A 19,755-nucleotide genomic window follows, 5' to 3' on the forward strand; every position below is an offset into this window, starting at 1 on the left:
CTCGACGTCTATCTGCGGACCGACGCGCCCGGCCGACCTACACCGTCATCTGAGAAGACCCCTGAAACGTCTTCGCCGACGACGGGACCGGCGAGGAGGAGGGCGCGGTGAGCTAAAAGAATGGAGCTTGCTCGGCTTCGACGCCGCCGCAAGCTCCGGTGAAACGGTCGGTACTGGTCGGTCGTCGTCGGTCACCACCGGATGGCGGCGTCCTCCACGCTCGGGGCGCTTGACCCCTGATCTTGGACACGCTGATTCCAGCACGATGCTGGGGAAGCGAGAATCCAAGGGATGGCTAGGAAGAACTACACGGACGAGTTCCGGCAGCGCGCGGTGGACTTGTATGAGTCCACGCCGGGTTCGACGCTCAAGGGCATCGCCGGGGATCTCGGGATCTCTCGGGGTGCGCTGAAAGAGTGGGTCGACAAGTTCGGCTCCGGGGTCACGGTTGCCGCTGCGTCGCCGCCGGGGGGCGACGGGGCGACCGGAGTCGCAGGCGGCGAAGGTCCTCCGGTTGGAGGCCGACCTCGCGGCCTTGCAGGCCGAGGCCCGCAAGCTCGAGACGGAGCGGGACATCCTCCGTCAGGCGGCGAAGTATTTCGCCGGGGAGACGAACTGGTGAACCGCTTCCAGTTTGTTGAGGATCACAAGGACGCCTACGGCGTGAAGCGGTTGTGTGAGGTCGTCGAGGTCGCCCGCTCGTCGTTCTACGCCTGGCTGGACTCCGCCGGGCGGCGAGCCGCGAAGGCGACAGACGACGCGGTGTTGGCGGCGCGGATCCGGGTGCTGCAAGACCCCGCTCAGGGTGGCGACCGCGCCTACGGGGCGCCCAGGATCACCGCCGACCTCAACGACGGTGTGCCCGTGGCGGAGCTGGTGAATCACAAGCGCGTCGCGCGGGTAAATGCGTGAGCACCGTCTCGCGGGGATCCGGTTGCGACGACGGGTGAAGACCACGATCCCGGACCAGTCCGCCAGGCGCTTCCCCGACCTGATCGGACGGGACTTCTCCGTCGGCGACCCCGGCCGCCGCTACGTGGGCGACATCACCTACCTGCCTATCGCCGACGGCACGAACCTCTACCTCGCGTCCTGCATCGATCTCGGCTCCCGGAAGCTCGCGGGCTGGCAAGTCGCCGACCACATGCGCACCGAACTCGTCGAAGACGCCCTCCGTGCCGCGCACCGCGACCGCGGGTCGCTGGTCGGCGCGATCTTCCACTCCGACCACGGCAGCGTCTACACCTCGAAGGCCTACGCCGCGCTCTGCGAGCAGCTGGGCGTGACCCAGTCCACGGGCGTGGTCGGCACGAGTGCCGACAACTCACTCACGGAAAGCTTCAACGCCACGCTCAAGCGCGAACTCCTCGCCGGCCGGTCAGCGTTCCCGGACCAGGCCACCGCCTACCGGGCCGTGTTCCGGTGGGCGAACCGCTACAACACTCGCCGGCGCCACTCCGCGATCGGCAACATCAGCCCGAACGCCTACGAAGCCGCACGCTCCGCTACGCTCGCGGAAGCGGCATAATCGAACCGACACCGTGTCCACGATCAAGGGCCAAGGCCCCACAGCCGACACCGCGTCGCAGCTCCCGCACTGAACGCGCGGCGCCGACCGACGCCGCTCCCTGAGAGAAAGAAGCACACAATGTCAAACTCGCTCGATGGCAAGGTCGCACTCGTCACCGGTGGTGGCGGAGGGATCGGGCGCGAGACCGCGAAGGTCCTCGTCGACCACGGCGCACGGGTCGTCGTCGCCGACCTGTCCGAGGATGCCGGCAACGGGACGCTCGAGTACATCGACGGCGGAGACGCCGTGGCGTTCGTCCGGGCGGACGTGACCGACCTCGCGTCGATGCAGCACCTGGTCCAGGCCGCGGTGGACCGCTACGGCCGACTCGACATCGCGCACAACAACGCCGGCATCGAGCTCACCGGCCCCGACCTCGCCGACGTCACGGTGGAGCAGTTCGACAAGGTGATCGCCGTCAACCTCACCGGAGTGTTCATCAGCATGAAGGCCGAGATCCCGCAGATGCTGGCGCAGGGCGGCGGATCCATCATCAACACCGCCTCGTCCCTCGGGCAGTCCGCCATCGCCCACCAGTCCGCCTACGTCACGTCGAAGCACGGCGTCATCGGCCTCACCCGAGCCGCCGCGGTGGAGTACTCCGACAAAGGCATCCGCGTGAACGCAGTGCTGCCCGGGGTGATCCAGACGCCAATGATAGACGCACTGGAGGAGACCTACCCCGGCTTCAAGGACGCGCTGCTGACGAAGCACCCGATCGGCCGACTCGGCACGCCGCACGACGTCGCCGAGATGGTCGCGTGGCTCGGTTCCGACGCGGCCGCCTTCGCGACCGGCTCGCAGTTCGCCGTCGACGGCGGGTACCTCGCGATTTAGACGAGGTGGCCACGACGGACGGGAGGCACGGTGTCAGCTGGCACCGTGCCTCACGTCCGTCACCGGTCGCACCGCGACCGCGGGTCGCTGGTCGGCGCGATCTTCCACTCCGACCACGGCAGCGTCTACACCTCGAAGGCCTACGCCGCGCTCTGCGAGCAGCTGGGCGTGACCCAGTCCACGGGCGTGGTCGGCACGAGTGCCGACAACTCACTCACGGAAAGCTTCAACGCCACGCTCAAGCGCGAACTCCTCGCCGGCCGGTCAGCGTTCCCGGACCAGGCCACCGCCTACCGGGCCGTGTTCCGGTGGGCGAACCGCTACAACACTCGCCGGCGCCACTCCGCGATCGGCAACATCAGCCCGAACGCCTACGAAGCCGCACGCTCCGCTACGCTCGCGGAAGCGGCATAATCGAACCGACACCGTGTCCACGATCAAGGGCCAAGGCCCCGGCGTTTGCGCAGGTCAGCGGCTCGTTCGCCCAGTGGGCGCATCAAGCGATAGACGCAAAGCCGACGTGATTAGGTCGTCCGTTCGATTCCGACAGGCGGCTCCGGCGAACCGTTCTGGTGGTCGCGCGATGCGCTGGCCTCACGGCTCTGCCCGACACCGACGTCGCTCTCCTCTGCGACGGACCCTTCGCCGGCTGAGCGCTCGCGGCCGGCATCCTGTCCGTGTGCCGATAGGCCTCGCACCGCTCGGCAACGCAGCGTGGCGTTGCGTCGCGACCTGGCGACGGCTCGGCGGGGCGCGATCGTCTCGTGCGTTGGCGGACTACGGGAGCTTGGACGCGAGGACGTCGGCCGCCAGGATCTCGGGTGCTGCGCCGAGGAGGTGCTGGTTGGCCATCAGGGCTGCGACGATGGCGCCGTTGGCGTGGGCGTCGCGAGCGGCTTCGTCGGGGAATGCATCGAAGATCCAGAAGGTGTCGGCGTGGGTCCTGACCGCGAACCAGACAATCGTTCCTACTTCTTCGTTGGCGAGTGCGACAGCGCCGGCGAGCAGATCGGCGACCGCGTCGTGCTGTCCATCGGCCGCGACGATCTTGGCGACGAAGGCATACGGAAGTGATGCGGGTGTGGACATGAGGGGTTCTCCTTGACGTCGGGGTTCTTCGTGGGACGAGTTCAGCGTATGACGAGCGAGGGCCGGTGGGGAGTGGCGTATACGGCAGTATTGCTATTGTTTACGTCATGCGTATCGGACTGATCGCGATCGACGGCTGCTTCGGTTCGGCTATCGCGTCGATCATCGACATCGTGCGGGTGGCCGACGGAGTCCGCGGCGATGTCGACCCGCGGATCGACCCGATCGAACTCGCCATCCTCGGACCGAAACGGCGAGTGACCACGACGGCATCGATGACCCTGTCGGTGGACCACCCGCTGTCGGAGTCCGGGGAGTTCGACGTGGTCGTCGTCCCTGCGCTTGGAACCCTTACGGCCGCCGCTACCAACGACGTCCTCCAGAGCCGAGATGCTCGTTCGGTCATCGCCTCGCTCGGGCGCCTCGACGAGGCGACCACCCGGATCGCCGCGGCGTGCACCGGCGTGTTCGCTGTCGCCGAGACCGGACGGATGCATCATCGGCGGGCGACGACCAGCTGGTTCTTGGGGCCGGAGTTCCTGAAGCGCTATCCGACCGTCGCCCTCGATCTCGACACCATGGTCGTGGTCGACGGGAACCTCGTCACCGCCGGCGCCGCGTTCGCCCACATCGACCTCGCGCTCTCACTCGTGCGATCGATCAGCCCCGACCTGGCCCAACATGTCGCCAAGCTCCTCATCATCGACGAGCGTCCGTCGCAGGCGGCTTTCGTCGCCTACGAACATCTCCGGCACGAGGACCCGATCGTCGTCGAGTTCGAACGCTTCGTGCGCGCCCGCCTGGACGAACCGTTCAACGTCGCCTTCGTCGCGCAGTCGCTCGGCACCAGCCGGCGCACCCTCGAACGACGAGTCCGTGCGGCGCTCAACCTCACTCCGCTCGGCTTCGTCCAACGGCTTCGCATCGAACGAGCTCGGCACCTCTCAGCAACCACGGACTTCACCTCCGCCGAGATCGCGCTACGGGTCGGCTACGCGAACGCCGAGACTCTGCGCTCCCTCCTGCGTAGGGAGCGACGCCGTTCCTGACCTATCGCCATGCCTGTAGCTTGTGTCCTAGCGCTCGGTTGGAACCACCTCTCAGCACGTCGCGTCGACGCTCCTGCGTCGCCCCTGGACGACCCACTCGACACGCCCGCAGCACAGGTCATGTGACGTGTCCCGGCTTCCCGGACGGTCGGGGTTGGGTGGCTGTGATGTCGCTGCGTTCTCGTCGAGGGGGTCAGCAGACTCGATCAGGGTCGATTGGGATGAGCCGCGAAGGCGGTCAGGTCAGGGCGGCCGAAGCCGGCCGGCGGGGTAGCGTCGGGCACGTCGAGGTCTTTCGGATGGATGGCGTAGGAACCTCCGTCGTCGGGAGACCTCGACGTCTATCTGCGGACCGACGCTCCCGTCCGACCTACACCCTCATCTGGGAAGAGCCTCTTTACGTCCAGGTGCACCATGTGGCCGGGGTGTTTGGCGGTGATCGTCTTGACCTCCCGGTACGACTCGCCGTTCGGGTCGATGAATCGCCGATGGTTGAGCCCGAGCTGCGCCAGGTGGCGGGTGATCGTTCGGCGGCTGATCGTGACGCCGTGGGCGTGCAGCTCGAAGGTGATGCGAGAGGCCGACCACTTCCACTCCCGGCGCAGCTGCTCGATCCGGGCTACCGTCTCGTCAGGGGTGGCGCTCGGTTGCCGGATCGGCGTCGAAGAACGGTCGTAGAGCCCGAGTTCGCCATACTGGCGGTACCGGTTCGTCCACTTTGAGTCAGTCGCCCGCGAGCTCCGCATCTCGGCTGCTACGTGCGCGATCGGCCGAGTGCGGCAGCGCTCAACAAGCCGCGCGCGGCCCTCCGCTGTCAGGGGAGCACTCTTGGGGGTGCGGAAGCGGCGTCGTGCTATGGCAATGGAAGGTTCGTCGCTGTCATCGCAGACGTGAACCTCCAGAGCCGTTCAGCGCTCGAAACATCGAGCGCATAAGGTTGGACGCCTCCCTCGTCCATCGTGCCGCCCTCCTTCGCTACTGAGGCGATCTCGCAGTCTTCGAGATAGAGCCCGCCGCGTCCCTCAAGGAGGGGGGAAGTAGCGGCCCACAGGCCCGTGGCGGCGCCCTGGCTCGGCGTTTTGAAGTGGGCACCGACGATGTTACCGTCGAAATCGATCCACCCGAGTTCGACTTGTTCAGCAACTGAGAGCTGCCTCTGGAGGCCGGTCATGATCTTGCCAGGATGCAGTGCGAACGCTTGAACACCGTGGTCAGTGCCAAGACGGTCAAGCCAGAGCGCGAAGAGTACGTTAGCGGTCTTCGACTGCCCGTATGCGGCCCACCTGTCATAGCCCGTCAGGAAGTGCGGGTCATCCCAGCGGATATCTGATGCGTGATGCCCGGCCGATGAGTAGGCGACAACGCGCGCCCCGGCGCGAGCCAACAGCGGGAACAGCCGTGCAGTGAGCGCGAAGTGCCCGAGGTGATTGACAGCGAGCTGGTAGTCCCAACCCGGCCCCACCGGCCGGCGTGGGGTGGCCATCAGACCCGCGGCGGCGATAAGCATGTCGATTCGGTCGGTCGCGACGCTGATCTTCTCCGCCGCGTCAGCGACGCTGCCAAGGTCGGCGAGATCCACGCCCTCAACGACGATGACGCCGTCGAGCCCAGCCAGGGATTCCCGTGCGGCCGATGCACTGCGAGTAGGCACGATGACCCGAACGCCAGCAGAAGCGAGGGCCCGGGTGGTTTCGAGTCCAAGCCCTGAGTGTCCGCCCGTGACCACAGCGGTCTGGCCAGAGAGGTCACGGTCGACGAGCACGTCCGTCGTCGTCGACGCGGCAGTGAATCCGGATCCGAGAGGGTGTTGTTCTGCGAGTGTCATGCCGTTGACGCTATGACCTAGAGTTGACTCTAGGTCAAGTCAGGCGGAGGTGGATCGTGGACACAGAAGTATCGACGACGTTCTCGATCGGCGAAGTGGCGACCGCAGTCGAGATGAGTGCTCATGCGTTGCGGTTCTACGAACGTGAGGGGCTACTCGTCGGCCCGATTGATCGCACCGCGGGCGGTCGCCGCCGCTACACGCAAGTTGATGTCGACTGGATTCAGATTTGCACCAAGCTTCGCGAATCCGGAATGCCACTGGTCGAACTGCAACGATTCGCCGCCCTGGTACGGCAAGGACCCGGAAACGAGTCCGAGCGGCTGGCGCTGCTCGACGCTCATCGAGACCGCGTCAACCAGCAGATACACGCCCTTGAACAAGCCCGGAAAGTCATCGAGTGGAAGACCGGCATCTACCGCCAGCATGTTCAGGATGGAAACGCCGTCGGGCTGTGGGACCCGACCAGAAACACAGTGCCCGACTAGAGACCAACTGTCAACAACCCGCTGGCCAGCAACAGTTAAGTTTCGCGAGGAGGGCTGCTAGCCACCCCGCGTGTTGCTCAACCAGATCCTGGGCGGTATGTAGTGGCGGCCTTCTGGTGCGCGAATCCACGCCAGAAATACGCGGGGGATTGCAGCGAATACCACGTCCATCTCTGACCCTAGATGAGTGAGTCCGTTTGGGCTTAGTGGTCGTAGGCGATGAGTGAGCGCTTTGCTGGTGTGGCTGTGAGCCAGTTGTGCCAGATGCCAGCGGCGAGGGCGAGGAGTCTCGCGGCGACGCGGGAGTAGACACCGGGCGCCGGCCGGTGTGGGCGGCGAGAGCTTCTTCTCGAAGAACCCGCCCAAGGGAGCGCCCGACTACGTCGAGGCGGTGACGGAGACGTACAACAGCGGCCGGCGGGCATCCCAGGTCGTTCTCACCGAGGTCGCCGCCGCCGTCTGGGCCGCGCAGATAAACACGATCGTCTTCCACCCGTGGGCCTCGCTCGCGGGCGACACCGACGACCCGGTCGAGCTGCGCATCGACCTCGACCCCGCAGCCGGGCACCGACTTCGCCGACGCGATCGTCGCCGCGCACGGCCTGCGCGAGGTGCTGCGTGAGGCGGAGCTGGAGCCGTGGATCAAGACCAGCGGCAACCGCGGGCTGCACGTGTTCTGCCCGATCGAGCCGACGCACGAGTTCTCGACGTGCGGCACGCGGTGATCGCCGCCGCCCGTGAGCTCGAGCGCCGCATGCCCGAGCGGGTCACCACCGCCTGGTGGAAGGAAGGAGGAGCGCGGCGAGCGCATCTTCGTCGATTTCAACCAGGCCAACCGCGATCGCACAATGGCAGGCGCCTACTCGCCGCGCGCCCTGCCCGACGCGACAGTGTCGACGCCCGTCATGTGGGACGAGCTGGATGACGCGGAGCCTCACGCGTTCACCGTGCGCACCGTGCCGCAACGCCTCGCCGACGTCGGCGACCCGTGGTCCGGCTTCCTCGACCAGCCGGGCCGCATACACGCTGCTGCAGTGGTGGCAGCGCGACCTCGACGCTGGATTGGGCGAGCTGGCGTTCCCGCCGGAGTTTCCGAAGATGCCCGGCGAACCCCCGCGCGTACAGCCGTCGCGGCCCGCACTGAACCGCCCTGGGTTCAGTTCCGTTGTCTATGTGAGCGCCGGTTCGGCGTTGTGTGATTGATAGTAGGCGGCTTCGATCTCGGTTGGGGTGGCGTAGTCGAGAGCTTCGTGGAGACGCTTGTTGTTCCACCAGTCGACCCAGTTCATCGTCTGGAACTCGACCTCGGTCACGGAGGGCCAGGCTGGGCGGGCGTGGATGAGTTCGGCCTTGTAGAGCCCGTTCACGGCCTCGGCGAGGGCGTTGTCATAGCTGTCGCCGACTGTGCCGACCGAGCCAGTGATCCGGGCTTCAGCGAGCCGCTCGGAGTAGCGGATGGAAACGTATTGGCTCCCGCGGTCCGAGTGGTGGACCAGCCCATCGATGGCCTGGTCTTTCGCAGACACAAGGGCGTGCTCGAGCGCTTCCAATGGAAGATCTTCTGTGCGCATCGTCGACCGGGTCGCCCAGCCGACGATCCTCCTCGAGAATACGTCGGTGACGAACGCGGTGTAACAGAATCCTGCCGTGGTGCGGACGTAGACATCCCACGCGAGTCAGTTGTCAAGCGGCGGCGGGTAACAGCTCCAGCGTGTGGTGCGGCCAGGCGGCTTCTTCGTTCCAGAGTTCGCCCTTTTGTAGGCACCACCAGAGGTTGCCGAGGAGCTTGTTGGCGAGGTGGCGGAGCGCGGCGTTGTGATGGTCGCCGGCGGCTCGGCGCTTGTCGTAGTGGGCGCGGGCGGCGGGAGATCGTGTGAGGGCGGCGAAGGCCCACCAGTGACAGGCGTCGCCGAGTCGCTTGTTGCGGACTTTTCGTGCCTTCACATAGTGCGAACGTCCGGACGCACGGGTGACGGGTGCTGTCCCGGCGAATGCTCTCATGCCCGCGGCGGTGGTGAACCGGTCAGTATCATCGCCGATTTCTGCGAGCATCCGTGCTGCGAGCACGGCGCCGATACCGGGTGCGGACTGCAGGATGGGCGCGAGAGGGTGTTGCGCGAGCTCCGTGGTGAGTGCCCGCTCGAGTTCCTCTACGGCGTCGCGCATCACTTCAACGATCTTCAGGAGACCGACGACGACACTGCCGAGCGCAGTCTCGACCGGATCGCTCTGTCGTAGTGCCGTGGCTCGGAGATCGGCGCGGATCCGCTCGACCAGAGCAGGGTCGTTGCGGCGGCCGACGCGGCGGAAGATCGCTTCGATCCGACGAGACGTCAGTCGCTGTCCAGCAGCTGGTGTCGGCACGGCAGCCAAGACTGCTGTGGCCGCGTAGTGCTGGAGGTTCGGGAACGCTTTGATCGCCTGCGGGTAGAACTCCAGCAGCACGGACCGCAGGCGGCTCACAGTTTGGTGCAGGGCCCAGATCGCCTCCTGGTGCTGCCGGGCCAGAGCCTTCACGCGCAGCGCGCCGTCGCTGTTCGCTGGCAGTGGACGGTGCAGGTGCTTGTCGGTGCGCAGCACGTGCGCGAGGGCGATCGCGTCCGCAGGGTCTGACTTGCCACCGGCCTGACCGTGTCGTTCGCGGTATCGCGCAAGGGCGCGCGGGTTGACGGGATACACGGTGAAATCAGCGCCCGCCAGTGCGACGACGAAGAGGTTCTTGTCTGTCTCGATCGCGATCGGCGTGGACTCTGGGTCACCACCATGCTCGGCGATCAGGCCCAGCAGTTCGCTGAACCCGTTCGCGTCCGCGCCCACTCGTCGCTTCGTGATCACTCGCCCGTCGGCGTCGACGAGGGCGATGTCGTGGTGGTTCTCGGCCCAGTCGATTCCGCAGGTCATTCCGACGTGTTCCATATACTTGCTCCGTTCTGGTCGCGAGCATCGAGAGCGTGTCGGCGACCTAATGGAAGCGCTCCAGGCGCGGCATCTCACAAGCCGTTCACGATCTCGCAGGCCGGCAGGGTCACCGTCTACGTTCAGACCTCAACGGTCGGCTGCATCGGAAAAAGTGATCACCCATCGGCTGCTCACCGCTCACACTGCCCGACCCGGGTCGGTGAAATCTCAGTGACCCCTGCCAGCCCACTCGACAACCGAAGCTTGGGGGCCTCGGCTCTCCCATTAGGTGATATCGGCGACCCAGAGCCGGTTCGGCCTGTCTGCGACGAAACGCCGCTCGACGAGATCCGGGCGATCATCCGGCACTCGTGAGGGGATCGTGGTGCGTGGTGCGCGCCCACGAATCACGCCGGCAAGACCAGTCTTGCGCATGAGGCGAGCGACCTGATCGCGTCCGATGACCCAGCCCTCCCGACGCATCGCATGCCAAATCTTCCGGGCCCCGTAAACGCCGTAATTCTCCGCATGGATCCGCTCGATCACAGGGATCAGTGCGGCGTCGCGGAGGTGGCGGTCGCTGGCGGGGCGGGTCTTCGCGGCCCGATACCCGCGAGACGTGAGGAACCCACCCTCTGTCGCCCCCAGGGTGCGACAGATGAGCTCGACCCCGAACTGGTCGCGATACATGTCGATATACGCGATCATCTCGGCGTGGGCCGGTCGAGCTCCGCGGCGAAAAACGCCGACGCGGACTTGAGGATCTCGTTCGCACGTCGCAGCTCCGCGTTCTCACGCTTGAGCCGGCGGATCTCCGAGTGCGCATCACTCGTGACACCCGGCTTCGCGCCTGTGTCGACACGGGCTTGTTCGACCCAGCGGCGCAGCGCTTCGACCGAGACATTCAACTTCGGGGCAGTGAGTTTGATCACCTGATAGCTGGTCAGGCCGTCCTCATCGGACTCGAGCCTGTCCAACACCATGCGGACCGCACGGTCCTTGAACGCTTCCGGATACTTCGCGGGCATGTTCCCATCCTCTCGATAAAGGAACGGAACGAAACCCAGGGCGGTTCACACCCCCGACGCCTGACGCCTGGGCCGCCGCGCCGGGCCGCCCTCGAAAGAGCGCACCGCGCCGGATCGTCGGCGTGCGGAGCCGCGTGCTGCGACCGCTCGCGTGATCTCCCATTCGCCTGTCGTTCACATTGCGGGCGTTGACTGCGTGCATGGAGTTCCGACAGCTCGAGATCTTCTGCGCGGTCGCCGAAGAACTGCACTTCGGCCGAGCGGCGCGGCGCGTCTTCCTCTCGCAGACATCGGTGAGCGAACAGATCCAGCGCCTCGAGGCGCAGCTCGGAGCGATGCTGCTGCACCGGTCGTCGCGGTCGGTGGGGCTCACCCCGGCGGGCCGCGTGCTGCTCGCCGAGGCGCGGCGGCTGCTGCAGGCGCGCGATCGCACCGCCGACCTCGTGCGCGCGGCCGGATCGGGTCGCGAGGGGGCGTTGCGCCTGGCGACCAACTATCCGGCGAGCAGGATGCTGCTGCTGCCGCTGCTCGAACGACTCTCGGTCCTGCTGCCCGGGGTGCGCGTCACGCCGCGCGAGCTGCCGTCCGATCAGCAGGTGCGCGAACTCGTCGACGGCGACCTGGACCTCGGGTTCGTGTACGGGCCGGTGGAGGCGCCGCTGCTGCACACGGAATACCTGCTGGACGTGCCCGTCGTGGCGGTCGTCCGCCCGGGCCACCCGCTCGCGGGGGCCGGCGCGCTGCACCTGGCGGAGCTTCCTCGGCATCGGTACACGACGGCCCACATCGGCGGCATGAGCGGCATCGAAGAGGCGCTGATCGCCGCCGCCGACCCGGTCGGGGCGAGGGTGCGCCGCACGCCGAGCGCGACCGATGTGACCGGGTACCTGCTCGAGCTCGAGACCACCGACACGATCGGCTTCAGCTCGCTGCCGCGCGGCGAGCAGAGCCGCGCGCAGGGCATGCACCTGCTGCGCCTCGACCCCGAGCCCCGGGTGCCGATCCTCGCGGCGTGGCGCACCGATGAACCTCTGGTGAACACCGTGATGGAGGTCGTGCGTGCGCTTGCCGAGCAGCAGCGCGGTGACCGATAGTGCTGGTTTTCACCGATCGGTCCAGCCTGTCGATCGATGGGTGACCGCCCGTTGATCGACAGGGTTCGCGCGACGGAGAATGGCGGCATGCGACTCACACCACTCGGCTGCCTTGCGGGGATGCCCGCCGCAGGCCTCGCCAGCTCGGGCTATCTCGTCCAGCACGGCGACACGCTCGTCCTCCTCGACGCCGGGCCAGGTGTCGCGGCCCGGCTCTCGGCCGAGCGCACCTCCCCGCTCACCGCCGTCTTCATCTCTCACGAGCACACCGATCACCTCTTCGACCTCCTCGCGATCGGCAAGACCGTGCTCGCCGAGCGTCTGCGTCGCGACGACGAGCACGGTCCGCTGCGCCTCGACGAGGGCATCCCGCCGGTGCCGCTGTACGTGCCGCGGGGCGCTGCGGCCCGGCTGCGGCAGCTCGCCGAGATCTATCCCGTCACGACGCATCCCCTGCTCGACCGCGCGTTCGACCTCGGCTTCGCCTGTCACGAGTACGAGCCCGGCGAGAGCTTCCGCATCGGCGACCTCGACGCCTCGACCGCGCTGATGCAGCACGTCGCCCCCGACTGCGGCATCCGCCTCGAAGCCGACGGCGAGAGCCTGGTCTACACGGGTGACACCGGCGTGACCGACGCGATCGCCGAGCTCGCGAACGGCGCCGGGACCCTGCTCGCCGAGAGCACCCTGCGCGAGACCGACCGCAGCGGCCACGGCCACCTCAGCTCGCTCGACGCCGCGCGCGCCGCACGTGACGCCGGCGTCGCCGACCTCGTGCTCACCCACTTCTCCTCACCCGACCCCGCCGAGCACCGGTGGCACCGCGATCGCGCGGCCATGGTGTTCGACGGCCCGGTCGCCACTGTGCGACCGGGCATCGCCCACCCCGTCTCGTCCTCCCGAAAGGTCTTGGCATGAACCGTTCCCGCCTCCTGCCCGTCGCCACAGCCCTCGTCGCCCTCGGTGCGCTCTCCGCATGCGCCGCACCGGCGACATCCACCGAACCCTCCTCCTCCGAACCCGTCACGATCACGTTCAGCTCGTACTCCTACGGCGCGCAGGGCACCATGGGGGAGGGGATGCAGGCGCTGCTCGACGCGTTCGCCGACGAGCACCCCGAGATCACGGTCGAGCCGCAGTCGGTGCCCACCGCCGACGTGCTTACCAAAGCCCGCACCGATGTGGCGGCTGGCAGTGCTCCCGACGTCGTGCAACTGGGCTACAGCAAGATGGCCGAAGCGTTCGAGACGCTGCCGGTGCAATCGCTTGAGCAACTCGCCGGCGACGAATGGGATGGTCACGTCGAAGGCATCAACGAAGCGCTCGTGCAAACGGGTGAGAACGACGGCGAAACCGCCGCGCTGCCGTTCACCGTGTCGGTGCCCGCACTGTTCTACAATGCTGACCTCTTCCGCGCCGCCGGCCTCGACCCCGAACGGCCGCCGACGACCATCGACGAGGTGCGCGCGGCCGCCGAGGCCATCGTCGCGAACGGCACCAACGGTGCGTACTTCGCCATCGCGGACGCGAGCAAGTCCGACTACCTCACGCAGTCGGTGATCAACAGCGCTGGTGGCTCGGTCGTGTCGAAGTCGGGCGACGTGGCGGTGGATTCGCCCGAGGCCGTCGAGGCACTCGGCGCCGTGCAGGCGCTGGTGCAGGACGGCCTCATGCCCGCGGTCGGCGTGGAGGATGCGCTCGCAAACTTCTCCTCGGGCCAGCTCGGCATGTTCGTGTCAAGCACCGCTGTCGCGGGCAACCTCGCGCAGGCTGCAGAGGGCGCATTCGAACTGCGGTCGGGCGGCTTTCCCAGCTTCGGCGCTTCCGAGGCGCGGCCGACGAACTCCGGGGCGGGTCTGATCGTGCTGAGTACCGACCCCGCCGTGCAGCGCGCCTCATGGGAGTTCGTGAAGTTTCTCACCAGTGCCGAAGGATACTCGATCATCACCGAGCAGATCGGGTATCTGCCGATGCGCGCCGACCTCGCCGAAGACCCCGCCTTCCTGCAGGAGTACTTCGAGAACAACGACCTGCTCGTACCCTCGCTCGAGCAGCTCGCCGACGTCGCGCCCTACCTCGCCTTCCCCGGCGAGAACGCCAACCAGGCCGTCGTGACGCTCCAGGATGACGCCGTCGAGCCGATCGTACTGCGCGGCGCCGACCCGCAGTCGACGCTCGAGCAGGTCGCCGAGCGCATCCGGGAACAGACCGGCCAGTGACAGCCCGCCTGCGCGCATGGCCGTACCTCGCACCCCTTCTGATCCTGCTGGGGGTGTGGGTGTACGGCCCCGCCGTGTTCACCGTGGTGCTGTCGTTCCTCGACTGGAACCTCACCACCCCTCCCGTGGGCGTCGTCGGCCTCGACAACTATGCCGCGCTGTGGCGTCACCCCGAATTCGCCCAGTCGCTGGTGCAGACCGTCCTCTACGCCCTCGTGCTGCTGCCGTTCTCGACCGTCGTGCCGCTGGCCCTGGCGACACTGCTCTGGTCGCGTCCCGGGCGAGCGGCCGAGATCTACCGCGCCATCCTGTTCCTGCCCGTCATTCTCGCACCTGTGGCCGTCGCAGTCGCATGGCGATTCCTCCTCAACCCCCTGCAGGGGCTTGTCAACGAGATGCTCGGGGCTCTCGGCATGCCGCCGGGCAACTGGCTCGGCGACCCGGCGACGGCACTCGTCGTGATCGTCGTCATCACGGCGGCCAAGGTCGTGGCTTTCAACATGCTGCTGTACGGCGCGACGCTCGCTTCGATCGATCGACGGGTGGTCGAGGCGGCACGAGTCGAGGGGGCGACGGCGCTGGACGTCGCCCGCTCGATCGTGCTGCCGCACGTCGCGCGACCCACCGTGGTGCTGGCACTGCTCAGCCTGGTGCTCGCGGGGCAGTGGACGTTCACGAACATCTCGGTGCTGACCCAGGGCGGCCCCGACGGAGCCACCGACAACGTGTTCTACCGCATCTACACGCTCGGGTTCACGTTCTTCGAGATCGGGGAAGCATCCGCCGCGGCGGTCGTGCTCCTGGCCGGATTCATCGTCGTGGCCCTGGCCTGGGGTCTCGTGCGGAGGGTCTCCCGTGCGACCTGATCACCGCCCCGCGCTGTTCGGTCGCGTCGCGTGGCACGCGGTGCTCGTCGTGTGCTGTCTGCTGACGACGTTCCCCGTGCTGTGGGCGCTGATCACCTCGTTCAAGGGCCCGGCCGACGTGTTCTCGGCGAACCCCATCCCCTCGCCGGTCACCCTCGAGAACTACGCCGCGGTGCTGTCGGGCTGGCCGGTGCTGCCGCTCATCGCCAACACGTTCGTGATGTCGGCCGGGGTCGCCCTCGGCCAGATCGTCGTGGCGGTATTGGCCGCGTTCGCGCTGGTCGAACTCTCGCCGAGGCTGCGGCCGGCCATCCTGGTCGCGGCCACCGTGGCACTCGTCATCCCTCCACAGGCGATCGTGATTCCGCAGTTCCTGCTCGCGACCCGTCTGGGCTGGCTGAACTCGCCGGTCGGTCTCATCGTGCCGCAGCTGGGAGCCGCGGCCCTGGCCGTGCTGCTGCTCGTGCAGCACGTCGCCGAGGTGCCGCGTTCGCACGTCGAGGCCGCCCGGCTCGAAGGCGCGCGCTCGGGCGAGGTGCTGTGGCACGTGGTGCTGCCGGCGCTGCGGCCGGCGATCGCGGCTGTGGGCATCCTCGTGTTCATCACCACGTGGAACGAGTACCTGTGGCCGCTGCTCATCGCGCCGCGCGCCGAGAACGCCACGGTGCAGATCGGGCTCGCCCAGTTCCAGACCGAGGGCGGCACCGACTACGGCGCGCTCATGGCCGCGGCCACCCTCACGAGCCTGCCGATCGTGCTCGTTTATCTGCTCGCCTCGCGTCGGGTTACCGACGCCTTCCTCCAGTCAGGACTGCGCACATGACCGCCCTCGCCCCCTCACCGCGCGCCACGCGCGGCGCCGCGATCTCGCTCCAATCGGTGACTCGCCGGTTCGGCACGACCGTCGCCCTCGACGGGGTCGACCTGCGCATTCCGGCGGGCTCGCTCACTGCGATCGTGGGACCGTCGGGATGCGGCAAGTCCACGCTGCTTCGTCTGCTCGCCGGTCTCGAACGGGCCGATGAGGGGCGCCTCATCGCAGACGGGAGCGATCTGTCGACGCATCCGCTCGGCACGCGCGACCTCGCGATGGTGTTCCAGGACTATGCGCTGTTTCCGCGGATGTCGGTCGAGCGCAACATCTCGTTCGGACTGCGGCTGGCCCGGCGCCATGACCGGCGAAGCGGCCCCGACCCGCGATTCATCGACGCCGAGGTTGCGCGCATGGCCGACTTGTTCGGACTCCAGGGTCTGCTGCGACGGCGGCCCGACCAGCTCAGCGGCGGGCAGCGGCAGCGCGTGGCGCTGGCCCGCGCGGTGATCCGCAACCCGTCGCTGCTGCTGCTGGACGAACCGCTCTCGGCGCTCGACGTCGCGCTTCGGGCGAGCGCGCGCGCCGAGATCCTGCGGCTGCACCGCGACCTCGGCACGACGCTGGTGCTCGTGACCCATGACCAGCAGGAGGCGCTGTCGATGGCCACGGAGCTGGTGGTGATGAACGCCGGTCGCATCGTGCAGGCGGGCACTCCCGACCAGGTGTACCGGCGCCCGGCATCCCGGTTCGTCGCGGGGTTCGTCGGTGCGCCCGCGATGAACCTCTTCGCGACGCCCGACGGCGGAACGCGCGGCTGGCGGCCGCACGATGCCCGGCTGCTGCGCGGCGGCGCGCTCGCCGCTCCCGGCTCGCTCGAGGTGGCCGGCGTGGTCGACGTGTGCGAGTACACCGGGTCGGGTCAGGAGATCATCTGTCGCGATGCCGAGGGCGTGCCGTTCACGCTCGTGCAGCACGAGGGCGAGGAATGGCTGCGGGCGGGCGATGCCGTGCGCGTAGAGGTGCCCGCGGCCGCCGTGCACGACTTCGCGCCGGACGGGTCGCGGGTCGGTGGCTGAGGCCGGCGGTGTGGGCTGTGGCTCGGGGGTTGTGGGCGGTGGTGGAGCGGACGTGAGTGGCGGCGCGGGGTCGGCCGGGGCCGGCGTCGACGTGGTGTGGTGCGATTTCGGCGGGGTGCTCACGCCGCCGATGACCGACGCCACCGAGCGGTTCGCACGGGTCGCCGGCGTGGAGTGGGAGGAGCTGCGCATCGCGATCGCCCAGGTGGCGGCACGCCTGGGCAGCGAGGGGATGCTGCCGCTCGAGCTCGGCGCGATCGGCCAGGCCGAATGGGGGCTGATGGTCGAGGCGGCGCTTCCCGTGCAACCCGCGATACGGCTGGCGGAGTGGGACCGGTACTGGTACCTGGATCGCCCGCTCGACGGCGACCTCCTCGGCGCACTCGGCCGCCTGCGTGAGCGGGGGGTGGCCGTGGGGATGCTGACCAACAGCGTGCGCGAGTGGGAGCCGCACCGCGTGCGGATGCTGGGCCCGCACGCGGGCGCGTTCGACGCCGTCGTGCGCTCGCACGAGGTGGGGCTCGCCAAGCCCGACCCGCGCATCTTCGCGCTGGCCGACGAGCAGCTGCCGCCCGGCGGCGGCGCCATGCTCATCGACGATCTCGACGGCAACTGCCGGGCGGCGCGGGCGTTCGGGTGGCGCGCGCACCTGCACCGCGACTCCGCCGAGACGGTTCGCATGCTCGACGCGCTGGTCACAGCATCCTGATCGGCGTGTCGCGCCCTCGCGTGAAGTTCGCGAGGGGAGCACTCGCGAACTCGGAGGTGGTCAGTCCAGAACCGAGCCGAGGTCGTAGGCCGATACCGTGTCGAGCTGGTCGCAGGTGCACGAGAGCGGGTCGCGGTCGGGGCGCCAGCGCTCGAACTGCGCGGTGTGACGGAAGCGCCAGCCCTCGAGCTGGTCGTAGCGCACCTCGAGCACGCGCTCGGGTCGCAGTTTCACGAACGACGTGTCCTTCCCCGCCCCGGTGAAGCGCGACTTCTCGCCGGCGCCGGTCACGACATCGCCCGAATCGTCGCGCTCGACGAGGGGCGCGAGCTCGTCGATCAACTCCAGGCGGCGCACGTTGCTGAACGCCGACACCGCCCCGACCGGTAGCAGGGTGCCGTCGTCGGCCTACAGGCCGACCAGCAGCGACCCCAGTCCCTCGCCCGATTTGTGCACACGATATGCCCAGGCCACGACATCCGCCGTGCGCGCGTGCTTGATCTTGAACATCGTGCGCTTGCCCGGCGCGTACTCGTAGGCCATGGGTTCATCCTGCCCGTCGCGCGCGGCGCGGGGTAGCGGATGCTGGCTGTTCTTCCCTGGGAGGCTGTGAACGTGTGATGTAGGTGAAGACCTCCGTGCAGGATGTGGATTACCACACTCACTGTCCAAACACGGAGGTCTTCGTGACTCACGCTAACGCTCCCTTGACGCCGGAGGGGCGTCGTCGTCTCGCGGTCTTGATCGTTGAACGGGGCTGGCCCGTGCTTCGGGCTGCGGAACGGTTTCAATGCTCACCCGCGACGGCGAAACGGTGGGCCGACCGGTATCGGGCCGGGACGTCATTGACTGATCGCAGTTCGCGCCCGCGGACATCACCTTAACGCCTTGCGCAGCGCGTCGAGCGGCGGATCATCGGATTACGGGTCAATCGTCGGTGGGGACCGCATCGGATCGCGTTCCACCTGCGCCTGAACCGGTCAACGGTCGGACGGGTCCTCACACGCTTCCGGATGCCGCTACTCGCTCACATCGATCAGTCGACCGGTGTCCGGGTTCGGAGGGCGAAACTCGTCCGTTACGAGCTCGCTGAGCCGGGTCAGCTCGTGCACGTGGATATCAAGAAGCAGGGCCGCATCCCTGACGGGGGCGGGCACCGGATGCTGGGTCGGCAAGCCGGGAACCAGAACAACAAGAAGAAGGGCCGCGGTTACGCGTTCTTGCATCACGCTGTCGATGATCATTCCCGGTTGGCGTATTCGGAAATCCTCGACGACGAACGCAAAGAGACCGCCTCCGCGTTCTGGGAACGCGCCAACGCGTTCTTCCAGGCCGCGGGGATCACCGTGACTGCCGTGATGACCGACATTCAAACTGGGTGGGCAGCATTTGAGCAGGTTCGTCGGCCGGCGGGCAGGATCGGTGTTGTCCGGCACCCGCCCGTCGTCGTTGCTTGACCGAGTGGAGCGCATCGCGACTTCTTGCCTGTTGATCGCGTTAGCGGGGGCCGCTACCGGAGAGCCATCGAACAACCCAGGCGGGATGACCGAAACGTCGCGGCCATTGATGACGGCCACCCATTGATTCAGCTTGATCTCGAGATCCGGGCCGCGGCCATAGAACGTCAGCGTCCTCATCGCGGGGTTGAAGGCATAACTCACGCCAGGGCGCTACTTCCTCACCAACTCCCCGACAGCGTCAACGCTCTCTGGCCCGGTGAACTGCACCGGCTCTCTTGGGCGCACTTCGAATCGGGGTTTGCTGGGTTTGGGAACGCGATCCATGAGACTCTCCCTCGTGCGGTCAACGCCGACCGTACCGTCTTTGAATCGAACCTGCGGGCACCAGCGCAATCCTCAGCCGCCCGACTCTTCCGCCGACTGAGTAACCACCTGGTTGAATTCAGCCTGCGACAGGACAACCACGTCCCCACCGAACGCAATCGCCCAGGAGCCCATCTCCACATTCACATCCGGGAAAGAGCCATCGAACTGGAGAACACCGGCCAGAGGATCACTCCGAAAGCTGGCATGCGGTCGAAAGCGCTTCACCAACCCAGCAACCGTCAATGCTCTCTCGCCCAGTGAACTGCTGCGCTTCCACCGGACGAATCTCGAAGAACGGCATTTGTGGGGTCTTCTCAGATGACGGTGTAGGTCGGCCGGGCGCGTCGGTCCGCAGATAGACGTCGAG

The 19,755-nt window shown here is 67.6% G+C and carries 17 protein-coding genes and 8 pseudogenes; 15 read left to right on the top strand and 10 right to left on the bottom strand.

The features are described 5' to 3' along the window. Window positions 1–291 precede the first annotated feature (291 nt). The 3 genes and pseudogenes from IEV67_RS18675 to IEV67_RS18685 all read left to right on the top strand — a co-directional run. A pseudogene (locus IEV67_RS18675) lies at window positions 292–1,528 on the top strand (IS3 family transposase). A gap of 120 nt (window positions 1,529–1,648) precedes the next feature. Then, window positions 1,649–2,407 (top strand): glucose 1-dehydrogenase, encoded by a 759-nt coding sequence (locus IEV67_RS18680; protein ID WP_188438238.1) that lies wholly within the window; start codon window positions 1,649–1,651, stop codon window positions 2,405–2,407. A 78-nt stretch (window positions 2,408–2,485) separates the two neighbouring features. Continuing rightward, a pseudogene (locus tag IEV67_RS18685) lies at window positions 2,486–2,821 on the top strand (transposase); the annotation flags it as partial. A 363-nt stretch (window positions 2,822–3,184) separates the two neighbouring features. Here IEV67_RS18685 and IEV67_RS18690 read toward each other — a convergent pair. Continuing rightward, window positions 3,185–3,496, bottom strand: a complete 312-nt coding sequence (locus IEV67_RS18690; protein WP_033107114.1) for a putative quinol monooxygenase — start codon at window positions 3,494–3,496, stop codon at window positions 3,185–3,187. 107 nt (window positions 3,497–3,603) lie between these two features. On the opposite strand from IEV67_RS18690, the gene IEV67_RS18695 reads away from it, so the two are divergent. After that, a complete protein-coding gene (locus tag IEV67_RS18695; RefSeq protein ID WP_188438240.1) occupies window positions 3,604–4,545 on the top strand; it encodes a GlxA family transcriptional regulator in 942 nt (313 codons plus the stop codon). Between the two features lie 374 nt (window positions 4,546–4,919). Here IEV67_RS18695 and IEV67_RS18700 read toward each other — a convergent pair. Next, window positions 4,920–5,402, bottom strand: a pseudogene (locus IEV67_RS18700) (helix-turn-helix domain-containing protein); the annotation flags it as partial. Then, entirely contained in the window at window positions 5,399–6,370 is a 972-nt protein-coding gene (locus tag IEV67_RS18705) for an oxidoreductase (protein WP_188438241.1), read from the bottom strand. The pseudogene IEV67_RS18700 and the gene IEV67_RS18705, both read right to left, overlap by 4 nt. A gap of 56 nt (window positions 6,371–6,426) precedes the next feature. Here IEV67_RS18705 and IEV67_RS18710 point away from each other — a divergent pair, with 56 nt between their 5' ends. Further along, window positions 6,427–6,858, top strand: a complete 432-nt coding sequence (locus IEV67_RS18710; protein ID WP_229703366.1) for a MerR family transcriptional regulator — start codon at window positions 6,427–6,429, stop codon at window positions 6,856–6,858. A gap of 203 nt (window positions 6,859–7,061) precedes the next feature. Here IEV67_RS18710 and IEV67_RS18715 read toward each other — a convergent pair. Then, window positions 7,062–7,184 (bottom strand): annotated as a pseudogene (locus tag IEV67_RS18715) (IS982 family transposase); the annotation flags it as partial. 2 nt (window positions 7,185–7,186) lie between these two features. Between IEV67_RS18715 and ligD (IEV67_RS19200) the strand changes: the two are divergent. Both ligD (IEV67_RS19200) and ligD (IEV67_RS18720) read left to right on the top strand, forming a co-directional pair. Continuing rightward, window positions 7,187–7,480, top strand: a complete 294-nt coding sequence (ligD, locus tag IEV67_RS19200; RefSeq protein ID WP_373284510.1) for a non-homologous end-joining DNA ligase LigD — start codon at window positions 7,187–7,189, stop codon at window positions 7,478–7,480. Next, window positions 7,470–8,057 (top strand): annotated as a pseudogene (gene ligD, locus IEV67_RS18720) (non-homologous end-joining DNA ligase LigD). Before ligD (IEV67_RS19200) ends, ligD (IEV67_RS18720) begins: the two are co-directional and overlap by 11 nt. Here the strand turns inward: ligD (IEV67_RS18720) and IEV67_RS18725 are convergent. From IEV67_RS18725 to IEV67_RS18740, 4 genes and pseudogenes are all read right to left on the bottom strand, one after another. Next, a pseudogene (locus IEV67_RS18725) lies at window positions 8,028–8,519 on the bottom strand (integrase core domain-containing protein); the annotation flags it as partial. The pseudogenes ligD (IEV67_RS18720) and IEV67_RS18725 sit on opposite strands and share 30 nt — an antisense overlap. A gap of 22 nt (window positions 8,520–8,541) precedes the next feature. Next, window positions 8,542–9,774 (bottom strand): IS110 family RNA-guided transposase, encoded by a 1,233-nt coding sequence (locus IEV67_RS18730; protein WP_188438242.1) that lies wholly within the window; start codon window positions 9,772–9,774, stop codon window positions 8,542–8,544. A gap of 267 nt (window positions 9,775–10,041) precedes the next feature. After that, on the bottom strand, window positions 10,042–10,464 hold the full coding sequence (locus tag IEV67_RS18735; protein WP_188438243.1) for an IS3 family transposase: 423 nt from the start codon (window positions 10,462–10,464) through the stop codon (window positions 10,042–10,044). Beyond that, window positions 10,461–10,784 (bottom strand): transposase, encoded by a 324-nt coding sequence (locus IEV67_RS18740; protein WP_188438244.1) that lies wholly within the window; start codon window positions 10,782–10,784, stop codon window positions 10,461–10,463. The genes IEV67_RS18735 and IEV67_RS18740 overlap by 4 nt, the downstream gene beginning before the upstream one ends. A gap of 200 nt (window positions 10,785–10,984) precedes the next feature. Between IEV67_RS18740 and IEV67_RS18745 the strand changes: the two genes are divergently transcribed. The 7 genes from IEV67_RS18745 to IEV67_RS18775 all read left to right on the top strand — a co-directional run bounded on the left by IEV67_RS18745 (window position 10,985) and on the right by IEV67_RS18775 (window position 17,562). Then, complete coding sequence (locus IEV67_RS18745; protein WP_188438245.1) at window positions 10,985–11,878, top strand: LysR family transcriptional regulator; 894 nt, start codon at window positions 10,985–10,987, stop codon at window positions 11,876–11,878. 87 nt (window positions 11,879–11,965) lie between these two features. Beyond that, the gene (locus IEV67_RS18750) at window positions 11,966–12,796 is read left to right on the top strand and encodes an MBL fold metallo-hydrolase (protein ID WP_188438246.1); all 831 of its coding nucleotides are present in this window, start codon (window positions 11,966–11,968) and stop codon (window positions 12,794–12,796) included. Further along, entirely contained in the window at window positions 12,793–14,097 is a 1,305-nt protein-coding gene (locus IEV67_RS18755) for an ABC transporter substrate-binding protein (RefSeq protein WP_188438247.1), read from the top strand. The genes IEV67_RS18750 and IEV67_RS18755 overlap by 4 nt, the downstream gene beginning before the upstream one ends. Continuing rightward, window positions 14,094–14,963 (top strand): carbohydrate ABC transporter permease, encoded by an 870-nt coding sequence (locus tag IEV67_RS18760; RefSeq protein WP_188438248.1) that lies wholly within the window; start codon window positions 14,094–14,096, stop codon window positions 14,961–14,963. Before IEV67_RS18755 ends, IEV67_RS18760 begins: the two co-directional genes overlap by 4 nt. Continuing rightward, a complete protein-coding gene (locus IEV67_RS18765) occupies window positions 14,953–15,786 on the top strand; it encodes a carbohydrate ABC transporter permease (protein ID WP_229703368.1) in 834 nt (277 codons plus the stop codon). The genes IEV67_RS18760 and IEV67_RS18765 overlap by 11 nt, the downstream gene beginning before the upstream one ends. Beyond that, window positions 15,783–16,853 (top strand): ABC transporter ATP-binding protein, encoded by a 1,071-nt coding sequence (locus tag IEV67_RS18770; protein ID WP_188438249.1) that lies wholly within the window; start codon window positions 15,783–15,785, stop codon window positions 16,851–16,853. The genes IEV67_RS18765 and IEV67_RS18770 overlap by 4 nt, the downstream gene beginning before the upstream one ends. 52 nt (window positions 16,854–16,905) lie before the next feature. After that, window positions 16,906–17,562 carry an HAD family hydrolase gene (locus IEV67_RS18775; RefSeq protein ID WP_188438250.1) on the top strand — a complete coding sequence of 219 codons (657 nt, stop codon included), beginning with the start codon at window positions 16,906–16,908 and terminating at the stop codon, window positions 17,560–17,562. 60 nt (window positions 17,563–17,622) lie between these two features. Here the strand turns inward: IEV67_RS18775 and IEV67_RS18780 are convergent. Beyond that, window positions 17,623–18,111 (bottom strand): annotated as a pseudogene (locus tag IEV67_RS18780) (ATP dependent DNA ligase); the annotation flags it as partial. Window positions 18,112–18,248: 137 nt separating this feature from the next. Between IEV67_RS18780 and IEV67_RS18785 the strand changes: the two are divergent. Continuing rightward, a pseudogene (locus IEV67_RS18785) lies at window positions 18,249–18,929 on the top strand (helix-turn-helix domain-containing protein); the annotation flags it as partial. A 646-nt stretch (window positions 18,930–19,575) separates the two neighbouring features. On the opposite strand, the gene IEV67_RS19065 reads toward IEV67_RS18785, so the two are convergent. After that, window positions 19,576–19,755 (bottom strand): hypothetical protein (locus IEV67_RS19065; RefSeq protein ID WP_229703369.1); only part of this gene is annotated, 180 nt, incomplete at its 5' end.

It is taken from the genome of Microbacterium murale (assembly GCF_014635185.1).
Classification (GTDB): Bacteria; Actinomycetota; Actinomycetes; order Actinomycetales; family Microbacteriaceae; genus Microbacterium; species Microbacterium murale.

Coding starts and splice junctions, on each gene's coding strand:
- IEV67_RS18680 (WP_188438238.1), top strand. CDS start 1,649: ATGTCAAACTCGCTCGATGGCAAGGTCGCACTCGTCACCGGTGGTGGC.
- IEV67_RS18690 (WP_033107114.1), bottom strand. CDS start 3,496: ATGTCCACACCCGCATCACTTCCGTATGCCTTCGTCGCCAAGATCGTC.
- IEV67_RS18695 (WP_188438240.1), top strand. CDS start 3,604: ATGCGTATCGGACTGATCGCGATCGACGGCTGCTTCGGTTCGGCTATC.
- IEV67_RS18705 (WP_188438241.1), bottom strand. CDS start 6,370: ATGACACTCGCAGAACAACACCCTCTCGGATCCGGATTCACTGCCGCG.
- IEV67_RS18730 (WP_188438242.1), bottom strand. CDS start 9,774: ATGGAACACGTCGGAATGACCTGCGGAATCGACTGGGCCGAGAACCAC.
- IEV67_RS18735 (WP_188438243.1), bottom strand. CDS start 10,464: ATGATCGCGTATATCGACATGTATCGCGACCAGTTCGGGGTCGAGCTC.
- IEV67_RS18740 (WP_188438244.1), bottom strand. CDS start 10,784: ATGCCCGCGAAGTATCCGGAAGCGTTCAAGGACCGTGCGGTCCGCATG.
- IEV67_RS18745 (WP_188438245.1), top strand. CDS start 10,985: ATGGAGTTCCGACAGCTCGAGATCTTCTGCGCGGTCGCCGAAGAACTG.
- IEV67_RS18750 (WP_188438246.1), top strand. CDS start 11,966: ATGCGACTCACACCACTCGGCTGCCTTGCGGGGATGCCCGCCGCAGGC.
- IEV67_RS18755 (WP_188438247.1), top strand. CDS start 12,793: ATGAACCGTTCCCGCCTCCTGCCCGTCGCCACAGCCCTCGTCGCCCTC.
- IEV67_RS18770 (WP_188438249.1), top strand. CDS start 15,783: ATGACCGCCCTCGCCCCCTCACCGCGCGCCACGCGCGGCGCCGCGATC.